15 protein-coding genes are annotated in these 14,678 nt (G+C 74.4%); 7 read left to right on the plus strand and 8 right to left on the minus strand.

The window, feature by feature from the left end; all coding sequences use genetic code 11:
* Positions 1–40 precede the first annotated feature (40 nt).
* Complete coding sequence (locus tag IE170_RS22560) at positions 41–1,399, plus strand: wax ester/triacylglycerol synthase family O-acyltransferase (protein WP_189811262.1); 1,359 nt, start codon at positions 41–43, stop codon at positions 1,397–1,399.
* Positions 1,400–1,454: 55 nt separating this feature from the next.
* Here the strand turns inward: IE170_RS22560 and IE170_RS22565 are convergent, their stop codons facing one another.
* Together IE170_RS22565 and IE170_RS22570 are read right to left on the minus strand one after the other, a co-directional pair.
* A complete protein-coding gene (locus IE170_RS22565; RefSeq protein WP_189811263.1) occupies positions 1,455–2,870 on the minus strand; it encodes an FAD-dependent oxidoreductase in 1,416 nt (471 codons plus the stop codon).
* Positions 2,871–2,922: 52 nt separating this feature from the next.
* Positions 2,923–3,588, minus strand: a complete 666-nt coding sequence (locus IE170_RS22570; RefSeq protein WP_189811264.1) for a DUF305 domain-containing protein — start codon at positions 3,586–3,588, stop codon at positions 2,923–2,925.
* A gap of 77 nt (positions 3,589–3,665) precedes the next feature.
* Between IE170_RS22570 and IE170_RS22575 the strand changes: the two genes are divergently transcribed.
* The gene (locus IE170_RS22575) at positions 3,666–5,165 is read left to right on the plus strand and encodes an LVIVD repeat-containing protein (protein ID WP_373299038.1); all 1,500 of its coding nucleotides are present in this window, start codon (positions 3,666–3,668) and stop codon (positions 5,163–5,165) included.
* On the opposite strand, the gene IE170_RS22580 is transcribed toward IE170_RS22575, so the two are convergent.
* From IE170_RS22580 to IE170_RS22600, 5 genes are all read right to left on the minus strand, one after another.
* The gene (locus IE170_RS22580; RefSeq protein WP_189811265.1) at positions 5,134–5,820 is read right to left on the minus strand and encodes a TetR/AcrR family transcriptional regulator; all 687 of its coding nucleotides are present in this window, start codon (positions 5,818–5,820) and stop codon (positions 5,134–5,136) included. The two genes, IE170_RS22575 and IE170_RS22580, sit on opposite strands and share 32 nt — an antisense overlap.
* Positions 5,821–5,927: 107 nt before the next feature.
* The gene (locus IE170_RS22585) at positions 5,928–6,377 is read right to left on the minus strand and encodes a DUF6069 family protein (RefSeq protein ID WP_189811266.1); all 450 of its coding nucleotides are present in this window, start codon (positions 6,375–6,377) and stop codon (positions 5,928–5,930) included.
* 86 nt (positions 6,378–6,463) lie between these two features.
* A complete protein-coding gene (locus IE170_RS22590; RefSeq protein WP_229885076.1) occupies positions 6,464–7,111 on the minus strand; it encodes a phosphatase PAP2 family protein in 648 nt (215 codons plus the stop codon).
* Between the two features lie 133 nt (positions 7,112–7,244).
* Positions 7,245–8,186: a M56 family metallopeptidase gene (locus IE170_RS22595; RefSeq protein WP_189811268.1), complete on the minus strand. Its 942-nt coding sequence runs from the start codon at positions 8,184–8,186 to the stop codon at positions 7,245–7,247.
* 79 nt (positions 8,187–8,265) lie between these two features.
* Positions 8,266–8,844: a DUF5134 domain-containing protein gene (locus tag IE170_RS22600; protein WP_189811269.1), complete on the minus strand. Its 579-nt coding sequence runs from the start codon at positions 8,842–8,844 to the stop codon at positions 8,266–8,268.
* 153 nt (positions 8,845–8,997) lie between these two features.
* On the opposite strand from IE170_RS22600, the gene IE170_RS22605 reads away from it, so the two are divergent.
* Entirely contained in the window at positions 8,998–9,537 is a 540-nt protein-coding gene (locus IE170_RS22605) for a GNAT family N-acetyltransferase (RefSeq protein WP_189811270.1), read from the plus strand.
* A gap of 24 nt (positions 9,538–9,561) precedes the next feature.
* Here IE170_RS22605 and IE170_RS22610 read toward each other — a convergent pair whose 3' ends face one another.
* The gene (locus IE170_RS22610; RefSeq protein WP_189811271.1) at positions 9,562–10,254 is read right to left on the minus strand and encodes a glycerophosphodiester phosphodiesterase; all 693 of its coding nucleotides are present in this window, start codon (positions 10,252–10,254) and stop codon (positions 9,562–9,564) included.
* A 381-nt stretch (positions 10,255–10,635) separates the two neighbouring features.
* Here IE170_RS22610 and IE170_RS22615 point away from each other — a divergent pair, with 381 nt between their 5' ends.
* From IE170_RS22615 to IE170_RS22630, 4 genes are all read left to right on the plus strand, one after another.
* The gene (locus IE170_RS22615) at positions 10,636–12,042 is read left to right on the plus strand and encodes a DUF6421 family protein (protein ID WP_189811272.1); all 1,407 of its coding nucleotides are present in this window, start codon (positions 10,636–10,638) and stop codon (positions 12,040–12,042) included.
* 26 nt (positions 12,043–12,068) lie between these two features.
* Positions 12,069–12,845, plus strand: a complete 777-nt coding sequence (locus IE170_RS22620) for an SDR family NAD(P)-dependent oxidoreductase (RefSeq protein ID WP_189811273.1) — start codon at positions 12,069–12,071, stop codon at positions 12,843–12,845.
* Entirely contained in the window at positions 12,842–13,903 is a 1,062-nt protein-coding gene (locus IE170_RS22625) for a threonine aldolase family protein (RefSeq protein ID WP_189811274.1), read from the plus strand. Before IE170_RS22620 ends, IE170_RS22625 begins: the two co-directional genes overlap by 4 nt.
* Before the next feature lie 87 nt (positions 13,904–13,990).
* On the plus strand, positions 13,991–14,590 hold the full coding sequence (locus IE170_RS22630) for a transglutaminase-like domain-containing protein (protein ID WP_189811275.1): 600 nt from the start codon (positions 13,991–13,993) through the stop codon (positions 14,588–14,590).
* Positions 14,591–14,678 lie beyond the last annotated feature (88 nt).

The raw sequence follows: 14,678 nt of genomic DNA on the forward strand, positions 1-14,678 counted from the left end.
TTGACTTCCAGCCTCAGCCACTGCTCGCGAGAGGCAATACGTGGTCACAGAGCACCTCTCCCCGCTCGACCTCGCCTTCTGGCGGATCGACTCAGCCGACCACCCCATGCATCTCGGCGCCCTCGCGGTGCTCGACTCCGCCCCGCCGGGCCCCCGCTCCGACACCCCTCCCGCCACCGCCGCCCTACCCGACCCGGCGGCCCGCGCCGCCGAACTCCTCGCCGCCCGCTGCGCCCGCGTCCCCGGCCTGCGCCGCCGCATCCACGACGTGCTGCTCCCGGTGGGCGCGGCCGCCTGGGCGCCGGACGCCGGCTTCGACCCCGCCCGGCACGTCTTCCTCGTCCGCACCGACGACCCCCTGGCCGCCGCCGGTCCGCTGATGGCCAGACCCCTGGACCGGGACCGGCCTCCCTGGGAGGCGCACGTCCTGGCGGGCCCCGACCCGCGCTCCTTCTGCGTCCTGTTCAAGTTCCACCACGCGCTTGCCGACGGGCTCGCCGCCCTGGTGCTGGCCGCCCACCTCTTCGACGAGGGGCCGCCGCCCGGCCGGAGCGCCCCGCGGACCGTCCCCGCCCCGGCTCCGGCCGGGTCCCTGCGCAGCCTCCAAGGCGCCCTCGCCGCCCGCCTCCAGGGCGTCGGCCAGGCGCTGGAGATCGGCGCCGCGGTGGCCCGCTCCGGCCTGCCGATCGGCGTCCCCGCCGCCCTGACCGCCGCCGCGGGCGGGAGCGGCACCCGCGCGGTGGCCGCCCTCGCCCTCGACCTCGACGACGTCAACCGCATCCGCAAGGTCGCCGGCGGCACGGTCAACGACGTCCTGATCACCCTCGTGGCGGGCGCCCTGCGGCGGTGGCTCGCCGAGCGGGGCAGCCCCGCCGCCCCCGGAGCCGGGCCGAGGGCGCTGATACCGGTCTCCCGCCGCAGGCCCGGTGCGGGAGCGAAGTACGGCAACCGGCTCTCCGGCTACCTGCTCCGGCTCCCGCTCGACGAGCCCGACCCGCTGCGCCGGCTCCAGCGGGTGCGCAGCGGCATGGACCGCAACAAGGACGCCGGACCGTCCCGCGGGGCCGGGGCCGTCGCCCTCCTCGCCGACCACGTCCACCCGCTGGGGCACCGGCTGGGCGGCCCGCTGGTGGCGCAGGCGGCGCGGCTGCTCTTCGACATCCTGGTCACCAGCGTCCCGCTGCCCGGGTTCACCTTCTCCCTCGGCGGCAGCCGGGTCCGGGAGGTCTACCCGCTGGCGCCGCTGGCGCAGGGGCACGCGCTCGCCGTCGCAGTGTCCACGTACAAGGACACCGTCCACTACGGGCTCGTCGCCGACGCGGAGGCCGTCCCCGACCTGGCAGCGCTGGCCGGGGCGCTGCGCGCCGAGCTGGAGGACCTCGTCCGCGAGGTGTCCTGAAGCCCCGCCCGGGCCCGGACGGCTCGGGCGGAGGCGCGGCTCGGGCGCTGCCGGTTCAGGCGGACGGGGCGGCGGCGTGCGCCTCCGCGCCGGGGACCGCCCGCCCGTCCGCGGCGGCGAGCAGCCCCGCCCAGTCCGGGATCTTCACCGATCGGCGGCCGAGCGACCGGCCCAGGTCGGCCTCGGCGGCCTCGATGGCCAGCCAGCCGGGCCACTCCACGGGCCGCAACCCGGCGGCGCGCAGCGCGTCCAGCGGGTCGCCGGGCAGCTCGCGCCGGGCCAGGGCGCCCGCGTCCTGGAGGAGTGAGGAGGCCGTCTCCTTGGCGCAGGGCCGGTTGGTGCCGATCACCCCGGTCGGGCCGCGCTTGATCCAGCCGGCCACGTACTCCCCGACCGAGGCCCGGCCGGCCCGCAGGACCCGGCCGGCCGCGTGCGGGACGGTCGCCTTCGCCGCGTCGAAGGGCATCCCGGGCAGCGGTACGCCCTGGTAGCCCACCGAGCGCAGCACCAGCTGCGCCTCGACGTCCTCGTACGCGCCGGTCCCGGTGACGCCGCCGCGGCCGTCCGGGGCGGTCCGCTCGAAGCGGACCCCGGCGGCCCGTCCACCGCGCCCGGCGAGCACCTCCACCGGGCGCAGGTAGAACCGCAGGGCGATGCGGCGTCCCGCGGGGCCGGCCGGGCGGTCCGCTCCGGGCTCGGCCCAGCCGCGGAGCACCTCCAGGTTGCGCCGGGCCACCGCGGGCAGGTCGGCGGCCCCCTCGGGCCCCGCCGCGTACGCGGGGTCGAGCGCCAGCTCGGCGGGGTCGGCCAGGGCCGCGACACCGGGCAGCGTGCCCAGCTCGCGCAGCTCCTTGGTGGTGAACTTGGCCTGGGAGGGGCCGCGCCGCGCGACCATCGACACCGCGCGCACCCCGCTGCCGGCCAGGACGCCCAGCGCCGGCTGCGGCATGTCGGTGGGTGCGAGCTCCGGTTCGCCGCGGGCGAGCATCCGGGTGACGTCCACGGCGACGTTGCCCGCGCCGACGACCACCGCAGAGCGGACCCCGGACAGGTCGAAGGCCCGGTCCGCGGAGTCCGGGTGCCCGCTGTACCAGGCGACGAACTCCGTCGCGGAGTGCACGCCGGTCAGCTCCTCGCCGGGGATCCCCAGGAGCCGGTCGCGGGCGGCCCCCACGCAGTACACGACGGCGTGGTAGAGCTCCAGCAGCCGTGCGGTGGACAGCTGCGGCCCGCCGACCTCGACGTTGCCGAGGAAGCGGATCCGCTCGTCCTCCAGCACGGTGCGCAGGCTGCCCTGCAGGGACTTGATCTTCTCGTGGTCGGGGGCGACCCCGTACCGCACGAGCCCGTAGGGCGCCGGCAGCCGGTCCAGGACGTCGACGCGCACGCCCGGCACCTCCCGCTGGGCGACCAGCGTCTGGGCGGTGTAGACCCCGCTCGGGCCCGATCCGACGACGGCGACACGAAGCACGGCGGTACTCCTCCCGCAGGGATCTCCAGCATGGCACCGCGGCAGCGGGCCGTCAGCCCATGGCCCGCATTCGGTGGATCTCGGCGCTCTGCGTGGCCACGACCTCGTTGGCCAGCTCCTCGACGGCCGCATTGTTGCCGGCCTTCAGGACCTCGCCGGCCATCGTGAGGGCGCCCTCGTGGTGGCTGGTCATCAGGGTCAGGAACAGCCGGTCGAAGTCGGCCCCGCGGGCGGCTTCGAGGTCCTTCAGCTGCTGCTCGGTCGCCATGCCCGGCATCGCGCCGTGGTCGTGGCCGCCGCCGTCCGCGCCGGCGGGTCCGGGATGGCGGGCCAGCCAGGCCCGCATGACGGCGATCTCCGGCGCCTGCGCCGCCGAGATCCGCTCGGCCAGCCGCTTGACGGCGTCCCCGGCGGCCCTGTCCGGGGCGAGAGCGGTCATCCGGACGGCTTGTTCGTGGTGTTCGACCATGTGCCGCATGTAGGCCCGGTCGGCGGCGTTGGGGGTGTCGTCGGGCCGGCTGCGGGCGGCTTCCTCGGGGGAGAGGGTGCGCGCCTTCTCGCCGGGCCTGCCTGGGGCGATGACGGGGGCCGCGTCTCCGGCGGGTGCCGCGCCCCCGTCTGCCGTGCAGCCGGTGACGGTGAGGAGGACGCCGGCGGCCGCGGCGGCGGGACCGAGGAGCCGGCGGATTCGACCGGGTAAGCCCTTTGCCATGTCCATGGTAAGGAACATACTGCCGTCGTCCGCATTCCACTCCCACCCAGAGCGGAATCGACCGGACAGCATGGGAGGGCACAGTGACCCCGAACCACACCGCCGACCCGCGACGCACCGGCCGAGGCAACCGGAGGATCCGCACAGCGGCTGCGGCGGCGGGCGGCCTCCTCGCCGCCCTGCTCGCCGCACACCCCGCGGCCGCCACCCCCGACCCGGGGGACCTGGCGCCCGGCGCGGGCGCCCCGCAGAGCGCGGTCCCGCCGGCCGGCCGCGCACTCGCACCCGGCGAAATCCCAGGCCGGGACGAGATCGTGCACAGCCCCAACGTCACCCCGCTGGTCAACATCCCCCGCGCGTTCCCGAACGACATCAACACCGACCTGGCCTTCCAGGGCCGGTACGCCTACGCCGGCAACTACGGCGGCTTCACCATCTACGACATCGCCGACCCCAAGGCCCCGAAGACGGTCAGCACGGTCCTCTGCCCGGGCGGCCAGAACGACATCTCCGTCCACGGAGACCTGCTCTTCCTCTCCACCGACTCCTCGCGCAGCGACGACTCCTGCAACAGCGTCTCGCAGCCCGCCACCGAGAAGTCCTCCTGGGAGGGCATCAAGATCTTCGACATCAAGGACAAGAAGAACCCGCGCTACATCAAGTCCGTCGAGACCGCCTGCGGTTCACACACCCACACCCTCGTGCCGGACGGCCGGGACATCTATGTGTACGTGGCCTCCTACTCCCCGAACGAGGCCTTCCCCGACTGCCGCCCCCCGCACGACGGCATCTCCGTCGTCAAGGTCCCGCGCAAGGCACCCGCCCAGGCCGCCGTGGTCGGCTTCCCCGTGCTGTTCCCCGACGGCGGCAACCCGGGTGCGCCCACCAACCCCGGCGTCTCCAAGACCACGGGCTGCCACGACATCACCGTCCTCCCCGCGAAGAGGCTCGCCGCCGGCGCGTGCATGGGCGACGGCATCCTCTTCGACATCCGCGACCCGGAGCGGCCGCGGGTGATCGACCGGGTCCAGGACAACACCAACTTCGCGTTCTGGCACTCGGCGACCTTCAACGAGAAGGCCGACAAGGTCGTCTTCACCGACGAGCTCGGCGGAGGCGGCGGCGCCACCTGCAACGACGCCACCGGCCCGAACCGCGGCGCGAACGGCATCTACGACATCACCGGCCGCGGCGACCAGCGCAAACTCGCCTTCCGCAGCTACTTCAAGATCCCGCGCCATCAAGCCGACACCGAGAACTGCGTCGCCCACAACGGCTCGCTGGTCCCGGCCGCCGGGCGCGACATCATGGTCCAGGCCTGGTACCAGGGCGGCGTGTCCGTCTGGGACTTCACCGACTCCGCCCGGCCCCGGGAGATCGGCTACTTCGAGCGCGGCCCGCTCAGCACCGACCAGCTCTCCCTCGGCGGATCGTGGTCCGCGTACTACTACAACGGCCACGTCTACTCGAACGACATCGCCAAGGGCCTCGACGTCCTCAGGATCGACGACCGGCGCACCGACAGCGCCGAGCGGGTCCGGCTCGACCGGCTCAACGTCCAGACCCAGCCCGAGTACCGCTGACCCCGCCCGCCGCCGGCCCCGGCAACCGGGCGGCGGCAGCCGTCCCCTCAGGCGGCGGCGCGGCCGCCGGGGGGAAGCCCAGCTCCCAGTCCAGCCCGTAGCGCTGGAACAGCTCGGCCCGCAGCCGGGCCGCCGGCATCGGCGCGCCCGGCAGCAGGACCGCCACCACCGCGCCCATCAGCAGGGCCCGCAGCAGCGGGTAGTCGGTGTCCACGTCGGCCGAGCCGTAGCGCTCGACCGTGTCCCGGAGCAGCGCGGCGAGCCTCTGCTGCTCCGGGCACTGCACGAAGCCCTCGGCCTGCAGGATGCCCGCCATGTGGGTCCGCATCAGCAGCGGCTGGTCGCGGGCCAGCCCCAGCACCGCGTCGACGGCGCGGGCGAGCCGCTCGCGGCCGTCCTCGCTGCGCGGCTCCCGCTCCAGCGCCGCCTCCAGCGTGAGGTGCATCAGCCGGTGCACCGCCGACTGGAGCAGCTGCCGCTTCCCGGGGAAGTAGTACGAGACGAGGCCCCGCGCGGTGCCCGCCCGGTCGGCGATGTCCCCGAGCGTCGTGGCCTCGTAGCCCCGCTCGGCCACCAGCTCCACCGTGGCCTGGAGAAGCCGCTCCCGGGAGCGTCGCCGCAATTCTTCATTGACCGATGCGCTGCGCGGCGACATGCTTACTCCTGCGTTGACTGGCTTCCAGCCAATATACTCGGCGCACGGCGCCGGCTGCTCTGCGCGACGCGGGGGATCGCGCAGAGCACGCCCGCGCCCGGACACCGTCAGCGCCTGCGGCGCAGCTCGAGCACGGCGACGACCGCCGCGCCGAGGGTGACGTGCATCAGCGCCAGCGCCGCGACGCTGCCGCCGTCGGTGTCCGACATCAGCGGACCTGCCACCGACAGCAGGGCCAGCCCGCCGCCCACCCACTGCGCGATCCGCAGGAAGACCGGCTTCCACAGTGCGAGCAGCAGTGCGGCGCCCAGGCCCGCGAGCAGGGGGACGACCGACGAGGCGATGACGCCGCCGGTGGTGACCGGGTGCTCCTGCCCGCGGTCCATGACGACGAGCGAGGCGCCGGCGGCTCTGGCGACGGCGAACACGAGCAGGTTGACGACAGCCGCCCCGACCGCGCCGGCGGCCAGGAGCTTCCACCAGGCGAGGCGGGAACGGCGGGCCGGGACCGCGGCGGGGGCGACGGGGTCGGAACCGGAAACGGTGCTGCTCGACATGGGACTCCTCCAAGGGGCGAAGTGCCGCGCCGGCCTGCTGCGGCGGCGGCACGGGAGGAAGCCTCCGACCCCAACCGCGCTTGAGGTCAAGCCCTGCCGGAGGGCTCCCGCCGTCCGGCCTCCGCCGGCCCCGGCCCCGTACGCCGCACCCGCAGGGGCACCGTGATCGCCAGGGCCGCCAGCCCCGCTCCCAGCACCCAGCCGGCCAGCACGTCCGATGTCCAGTGCACCCCGAGGAAGACCCGTGTGAAGCCGACTCCCAGCACGGAGACGGCCGCGAGGACAGCCGCAGCGGCCATGCCCCACGCCGGCGGCCGGGGCACCCGCCGCCGCAGCAACCACAGGAGCATCAGGCAAACCGCCGCCGCGGTCGCCGCATGGCCCGACGGATAGGCCGCGTAGGAAGCGGAATCCACCGGATCCGGCCACTCCGGCCGTTCGCGCCCCATCAGTGACTTCATCCCCTGGTTCACCAGGGCTGCCGCCACCGTCGCCGCGGCCACCCGCAGGGCGAGCTCCCCCCGCCCGCGGCGCCAGAGCCACACGCAGGCCGCCACGGCCAGCGCCCGCATCATCCACGGATCCCACACCACGTCGGAGAAGACCCGCACCACGGCGGTCGCCTCCGGGTTCCGGACGGCGTACGCGTGCAGCCGCACGGCCACAGCGCCGTCACCGGACAGCAGCGGCCGCCATCCCGCAGCCACCAGGACCGTCAGCACCGTCCAGAGCACCGCACAGCCGATGCCAGTCCACCGAACCCACCCGCATCGCATGCGGAGATCCTCGCACCATCCGGCCCGCGCCGCCGAACGCGCCGCGGCACCGGCCACCGCCCGGGCTGCCGGGGGTCCGCCCCGCGGGCCCCTACGCGAGCGCCCGCAGCCCCGGCACGAACGCCACCAGCAGCGGAACCGCCGGGACGAGCGTCGCCAGCGCCGTCAGCCGCAGCCGGCGCACGGGCGACAGCCGCGGCGTCGCCGACAGCAGCCGCCGCACCCGCTCCGGCACGTGCGGCTGCGGGGCGGGCGAGGGGCCGAAGACGCCCCGGTCCTCGTTCAGCCCCACCAGGGCCAGCGCGATGGTCAGCCGACCGAACCGGCGCGACGCCACGTCGTCCGCGGCCAGCTCGACCAGCCGGTGCATCTCCGCCTCGAACGCCGCGAACACCGGCACCTGCGGGAACCCGCCGGCCAGCGCCCGCGAGCAGTGCAGCAGCCAGTCGTGGCGGGCCGCCGCATGGCCCTGCTCGTGCGCCAGGACGGCGTCCAGCTGGCTGCCCTTCAGCCTGCCGAGCGCGGCCGTCGTCACCACCAGCTGCGGCGCCGGGCCGGGCAGCCACCACGCGTCGGGCCGCGGCCCCTCCAGGACGACGAGCCGGGCACCCGGCGCCGGCACCTCCCCCGGCAGCAGCGGCGCCCGGACCATCAGCTCGGCGCCCCGCGCCCGCCGCCCCGCCCGCGCCCGCAGCACCTCCCGGGCCAGCCGCACCCCCGTCCACAGACCGCCGCCCGCCAGCAGCAGCGCGGTGCCGACGGCCCACGGGCCGCCCGTCGGGCCGAGGCCGTAGGCGTCGACCACCCCGTGCGGGGCCGCCGCGAAGAGCCGGCCCCGCACCGCCAGCCAGGCGGCTGCCGCGCTGAACACCATCGACAGCGCGAAGCACAGGAGCACCGCCCCCACCACGCACTGCCACGCCCACAGCGCGACGACCGGTTCACGCCCGGTCCACTGGGCCCGGGCCAGCAGGCGCGGGGCGAGCACCGCGGTCAGGGCGCCGAGCAGGAGGAGAACGGCGGGGACCATCATGGCGCCAGCCTATGAGGGCCGGACTACCGGCAGGTACGCACTCCGGCGATTGGTGACGCAGGACACGTTTCCCCTGCCCTCACATCAGCAGCAGCATCGCCAACATGCCCGTCCCCATGGCCAGTCGGCAGGCGCGCGCCACCTCCCCGTCCTCCCCGCCGCGCCCCGCACCCGCCGGCCCGGCCCCCGCCGCCGCGGCGGACGCGGCCGGCCCCGCGGCCACCAGCCGCGCCCCGCCGAGCAGCACGTACGCGGCGTAGTACAGGAGGAGTGCGCCGGTGACGAGCGGCGGCCCGGCGGCGCCGCCCCCGTGCCCCCCGTGGCCGCCGCCCGCGTACATGGCCAGCGCCATGTACGCCATGGCCAGCGACCCGACCAGGTGGTGCGTGTGGTGCAGCCCCCGCCGCAGCAGCCAGACGGCGTGCAGCGCGGCCCCGCAGCACAGGACCGGCAGGATCCGCGCCCCCCACGGGGCGGTCCCGGGCGGGAGGGCCATCACCGCCATCCCCAGCGCCATCACCGCCTCGCCCCCCGCCGGGCCGCGCTCCGGCCGCCCGGCCGTGCACGCCCGGTGCAGGCAGCAGGCCCCGCTCACGGCGCACACCAGCACGGTCAGCCAGGCGGGAAGGGCGGCGGCGAAGGAGGGCCAAGAGGACATCGCTGGACCGTGCACGGCTGGGCCCCCCCGGTTCTCGTCGGCGTCAGGGGAAGAGATGCCCCGGCCGGACGGCCCCCACGCGGCGCCCGGTTAGGCTGTCCTTGCCCCACCGGCATGCCGCATGCCGCTGAGCACGCAGAACGGAGCCCGCCGATGCCGACCGCCCAGCCCGTTGAACTGGAGTTCCGCCACGCCGTCGAGGCCGACGTGCCGGAGCTCGTGGCCCTCGTCGAGTCGGCCTACCGGGGCGAGGCGAGCCGCGCGGGGTGGACCACCGAGGCGGACCTCCTGGACGGGCAGCGCACCGACCCGGAAGGGGTCCGCGCCGTCATCCGGACCGCCGGCAGCGTCCTCCTGGCCGTGGAGCGCGACGGCGAGCTCGTGGCCTGCTGCCAGCTCGAACACCGCGGCGACCACGCCTACTTCGGGATGTTCGCGGTCCGGCCCGGCCTCCAGGGCGGCGGCCTCGGCAAGGAGGTCCTCGCAGAGGCCGAACGCCGGTGCCGCGAGATGTGGGCGGCCAAGGAGATGCGGATGACGGTGGTCAGCCTCCGGGAGGAGCTCATCGCCTACTACGAGCGCCGCGGCTACCGGCGCACCGGCGAGCTGAGCCCCTTCCCGTACGGCGACGAGCGCTTCGGCGTCCCGCTCCGCGACGACCTCGCCTTCGAACTGCTGGTCAAGCCGCTGTAAGGCGGCGCCCGCCCGCGGGCGGGCTCAGGCCGTGAACCGGCCCGTGCTGCGGATCTCCGGGAAGTCGGTGGCCGCGCCGTCCAGTTCCAGCGCCCGCGCCAGCCGCAGGTGGTCCAGGGAGTTGACCGTCCAGCCGGTGACCCGCAGCCCGGCCCGGTGCGCCGCCTCCACCGTCTCCAGCGTGAGCCGCCGCAGGTTCAGGGCCAGCGTGCGCGCCCCCGCGGCGAGCGCCCGGTCGACGACGTCGTCCGCCTCGTCGCCGCCGAGGTCCGAGTACAGGACGGTCCGGCCGCCCGGGACCAGCCGGGCGGTCTCGGCGAGCACCGCGTCGTGGAAGGACGCCACCTCCACGCGCCCGGCCAGGTCCCGCTCCACCACCAGCCGCGCCACCGCCGCGGCCGCCGACAGGTCCCGCACCGACACCTGCAGCGGCGCCCGGACCGCCTCCAGGACCTCCTCGAAGAGCGGGATCCGCTCGCCCCGGCCCGCGTCCAGGCCGCGCAGCTCGGCGGCGGTCAGGTCGGCGACGGCGCCCGCGCCGTCGGTGGTGCGGTCCACCCCGGGGTCGTGCAGGGCGACGAGGACGCCGTCCTTGCTCAGCTGGAGGTCCAGGGCGATGACGTCCATGCCGCAGCGCTCCGCGCGGACGAACGACCGCAGCGTGTTCTCCGGCTCGACGCCCATGACCCCGCGGTGACCGATGGTGAGGAAAGTCAAGGTTCTCTCGCTTCCGTCGACGGCGGCTGCCCGCGCGGTCGCGGCGTCCCAGGTCCGGCGCGCGCGGTGAGGACGCATGCTAGTGCGCCGCGCACGCGATGAGACCGCCCGTGCACGCACCGCTACGGCGCCGGGGGCCGGTTCCCGCCAGGGCCGCCCGCCCCTGCCGGGCTCCGGAGGGCCCTGTCGCGTCACCCGCGGGTGGGCGCGCCACCGCAGCCTTGACGAACTGACGAAGCGTCTGCTCCAGCGGTCGAGGGCGGGAAGAATTGCGGTCGCGGCGGGGGGTGCGCCGAATAATTTCCTGGCCCCCCTCTTGAGCGGGAGACCCTCCCGTGCATACCCTGGGTTTACGTGAGGTTCTCCTGTGGAGGAAGTGACATGACGGAAACTCTTGTGCCGGGTTCTGGCGGTGCGGTGATAACCGCCGGTGCGCGGGTGGTCGACCACCCGGCGTGGCCCGAGCTCAAGGCCGCCGTGGAGGAGATCCGCCCCTGGCAGGCCGCGGACGGCTCCATCGACTTCGACGCTGCCGACGCCCCGGCCAAGGCCGACGTCGAAGCCGCCGTCGAGCGCGTGGCCCGCGCCGTCGAGACGCTGTCTCCGCTGATGCCGTACGCCGCCGAATACCACCGGGCGCTCGTCGCGGACCTGCGCAAGTGGGTCTCCGAGGGCTTCGGCGTGCCGGACTTCCTGGACTCGCTGCTCGCCTTCCAGCCGGCCGCGGAGCGCGTCGAGGGCCGCCAGCACCTGGTCGTGTTCCCGATGTACACGCAGAACGGCAACCCCGACCGGAACTTCGAGGCCGTCGTCCTGAAGATGGTGTGGCCCGAGTGGCTCTCCGAGCTGGAGCGCACCCGGTACGACAACCCGCTCTTCCTCGGCATCACCTTCGAGGACTTCACCCCGGGCTACGACACCCACTCCGCGGTGCTCTTCCCGGAGACCATCGCGGTCCGCGAGGCCCCCGAGCGCTTCAGCTGGGGCGGCATCTTCTGCGACCGCGAGGCCGCCCGCTACCGCAAGGTCACCGAGGCCGCCGTCGACATCCTGGGCATCGAGCTGCCCGAGGACATCGCCCGCATGGTCGAGGACCAGGAGCGCTGCGAGAAGGCCTTCGTCCTGTGGGACATGGTCCACGACCGCACCCACAGCCACGGCGACCTGCCGTTCGACCCCTTCATGATCAAGCAGCGGCAGCCGTTCTGGATGTACGGCCTGGAGGAGCTGCGCTGCGACCTCACCGCCTTCAAGGAGGCCGTGAAGCTGGAGTCCGAGGGCAACGAGCACGGCCGCGACGTGCAGTACGCCGTCCTCTTCGACCGGATGTTCCGCTTCCCGGTCTCCGGCGACCGCAACCGCAACTACGACGGCCTCGGCGGCCAGCTCCTCTTCGCCTACCTCCACAAGCACGACGTCGTGCGCTGGACGGACAACAAGCTGAAGATCGACTGGATGCGCGCCCCGCAGGTCACCAACCAGCTGTGCGCCGAGATCGAGGAGCTGTACCGGGCCGGCATCGACCGCCCGAAGCTCGTCCACTGGTTCAAGGCCTACGAGCTGGTCTCCACCTACCTCGCCCCGCACCCGGGCTCCAAGTGGGCCAAGGGCCCCGACGCCCTGGACCTCACGCAGCCGCCGCGCAAGCTCGTGGACGACGTGCTTCCGGACGAGTTTCCGCTCAGCATGTTCTACGAGGCCCTCGCGAAGAAGCTCAAGGGTGTGATCGCCTCCACCAAGGGCATCACCGCCCCGACCGCGGACGCCGCCGAGCAGGCCGCCGCGTGAGCACCCGCCCCCAGGAGGCTGCACAGATGAACACCGGAAACGCCGCGGACGCCGGGACCGCCGAGGCCCCGCTGAAGGGTGCCGTCGTCGCGGTAGCCGGGGCCGGCGGCCCCGCGGGCCGGGCCGCCCTGATGCGCCTCGCCGAGGCCGGCGCCGTCGTCGTCGCGTCCGACGCCGACGCGGCGCGCCTGGCCGAGGCCGTGGACGCGGCCCGGTACGCCCACGGCGGCGCCACCGTCACCGGCGACACCGTGGACCTGCTCGACCTGGAGGCCACCAAGGCGTGGGCCGACCGCACCGAGAAGGAGTTCGGCCGCGTCGACGGCCTCGTCCACCTCGTCGGCGGCTGGCGCGGCAGCACCTCCTTCACCGAGACGGACCTCGCGGACTGGGACTTCCTGGAGAAGCTCCTGATCCGCACCGTCCAGCACACGTCGATGGCCTTCCACGACGCCCTGCTCCGCAGCGGCCGCGGGCGCTACGTCCTGGTCAGCCAGTCGGGCGCGCACAAGCCGGTCGCCAACAACGCCGCCTACAACGCCGGCAAGGCCGCCGCCGAGGCCTGGACCCTCGCGATGGCCGACTCCTTCCGCAAGGCGGGGGGCGAGGACGGCCCCGGAGCGGCGGCTGCGATCCTGGTGATCAAGGCACTGGTGCACGACGCGATGCGCGCCGAGCGCCCCAATGCGAAGTTCGCGGGCTTCACCGACGTCAAGGACCTGGCCGAGGCCATCGCCGGCGTCTGGGAGAAGTCCGCCATCGATGTGAACGGACAGCGTCTGTGGCTCACACCGCAACCGTGAAGACCGACGCCCGCCGCCGGCACGACCCGGCGGTGCGCGGTTTCGCGAGCGACAACTACGCGGGGGTCCATCCGGAGATCCTGGAGGCCCTCGCCCTCGCCAACGGCGGCCACCAGGTCGCCTACGGGGAGGACGAGTACACCGAGAACCTCCAGCGGGTCATGCGCAGCCACTTCGGCCCGTACGCGGAGGCCTTCCCGGTCTTCAACGGCACCGGCGCGAACGTCACGGCCCTGCAGGCCATGACCGACCGCTGGGGTGCGGTGATCTGCGCCAAGACCGCCCACATCAACGTGGACGAGGGCGGCGCCCCGGAGCGGATGGCCGGCCTGAAGCTGCTGGCCGTCCCCACTCCGGACGGCAAGCTCACCCCGGAGCTGATCGACCAGGAGGCCTGGGGCTTCGAGGACGAGCACCGGGCGATGCCGCAGGTCGTGTCGATCACCCAGAACACCGAGCTGGGCACCGTCTACACCGTGGACGAGGTCCGGGCCATCTGCGAGCACGCGCACGCGCTCGGCATGAAGGTGCACCTCGACGGCGCCCGCATAGCCAACGCCGCCGCCTCCCTGGACGTGCCGATGCGCACGTTCACCAACGCGGCGGGCGTCGACGTGCTCTCGTACGGCGGCACGAAGAACGGCATGATGTTCGGCGAAGCCGTCGTCGTGGTCAACCCCGACGCGGTGCGCCAGATGAAGCACATCCGCAAGATGTCGATGCAGCTCGCGTCGAAGATGCGGTTCGTCTCCGTCCAGTTGGAGGCGCTGCTCGCCAAGGACCTGTGGCTGCGCAACGCCCGGCAGGCCAACGGGATGGCGCAGCGGCTGGCCGCAGGCGTCCGCGAGACCGACGGGGTGGAGATCCTCTACCCGGTCCAGGCGAACGCGGTCTTCGCGAAGCTGCCGCACGAGGTGTCGCGCAGGCTCCAGGAGCGCTACCGCTTCTACTTCTGGGACGAGGCCGCCGGCCACGTCCGCTGGATGTGCGGCTTCGACACCACCGAGGAGGACGTCGACGGCTTCCTCCAGGCGCTGAAGGAAGAGCTGGCCCGCTGATCCGACCGCGCACGGTCGCATGAATGGATATACCCCCGACCGCAATTCCATTGAATTGCGGTCGGGGGTATGCCTATGCTCCGCCCCATGCAGCTGATCCCGCGGAGCCCGGACGAGCGCGCGTACACGGCGGCGAGCGAGGCCGTCGACCACGACCATCCGTACGTCCGGGAGCTGGCCGGCAGCCTGTGGTCCGCCCATGGGGACGCATACTCATACGCCAAGGCGGCCTTCGAGTTCGTCCGGGACGCCGTCCCCCACTCGGCGGACTCCGGCGACCTGCGCGTCTCCTGGCGCGCCTCCGACGTCCTCGCGACCCGCAACGGCATCTGCCACGCCAAGTCGCACGCCCTCGTGGCCCTGCTGCGCGCCCGCGGCATCCCGGCCGGCCTCTGCTACCAGCGGCTGACCGAGGACGACGGCACGCAGCCCCTCGTCCACGGCCTCATCGCCCTCCGGCTCCCCGGCTCCCGCGGCTGGGCCCGCCAGGACCCGCGCGGCAACAAACCCGGCGTGGACGCCCAGTTCCGCCTGGGCGCCGAACGGCTCGCCTTCCCCGTCCGCCCCGGACTCGGCGAGGCCGACTACCCCGACCTGTACGCCGAACCCCACCCGGCCGTCCTCACGGCCCTCCGCGGCTCCGCCGACCGCCGGGAGCTGTGGCAGAGGCTGCCGCAGGACCTGTAGCGGATTCCGCCGTGCCGCGAGCGCCCGCGGTGCCGCGCGGCGCGGCCAGGCCGTGCAGCAGTGCCGACGCCAGGACCAGCGCCCCGAC

Origin of the sequence: Streptomyces toxytricini (genome assembly GCF_014649915.1) — a bacterium.
Taxonomy (GTDB): Bacteria; Actinomycetota; Actinomycetes; order Streptomycetales; family Streptomycetaceae; genus Streptomyces; species Streptomyces toxytricini.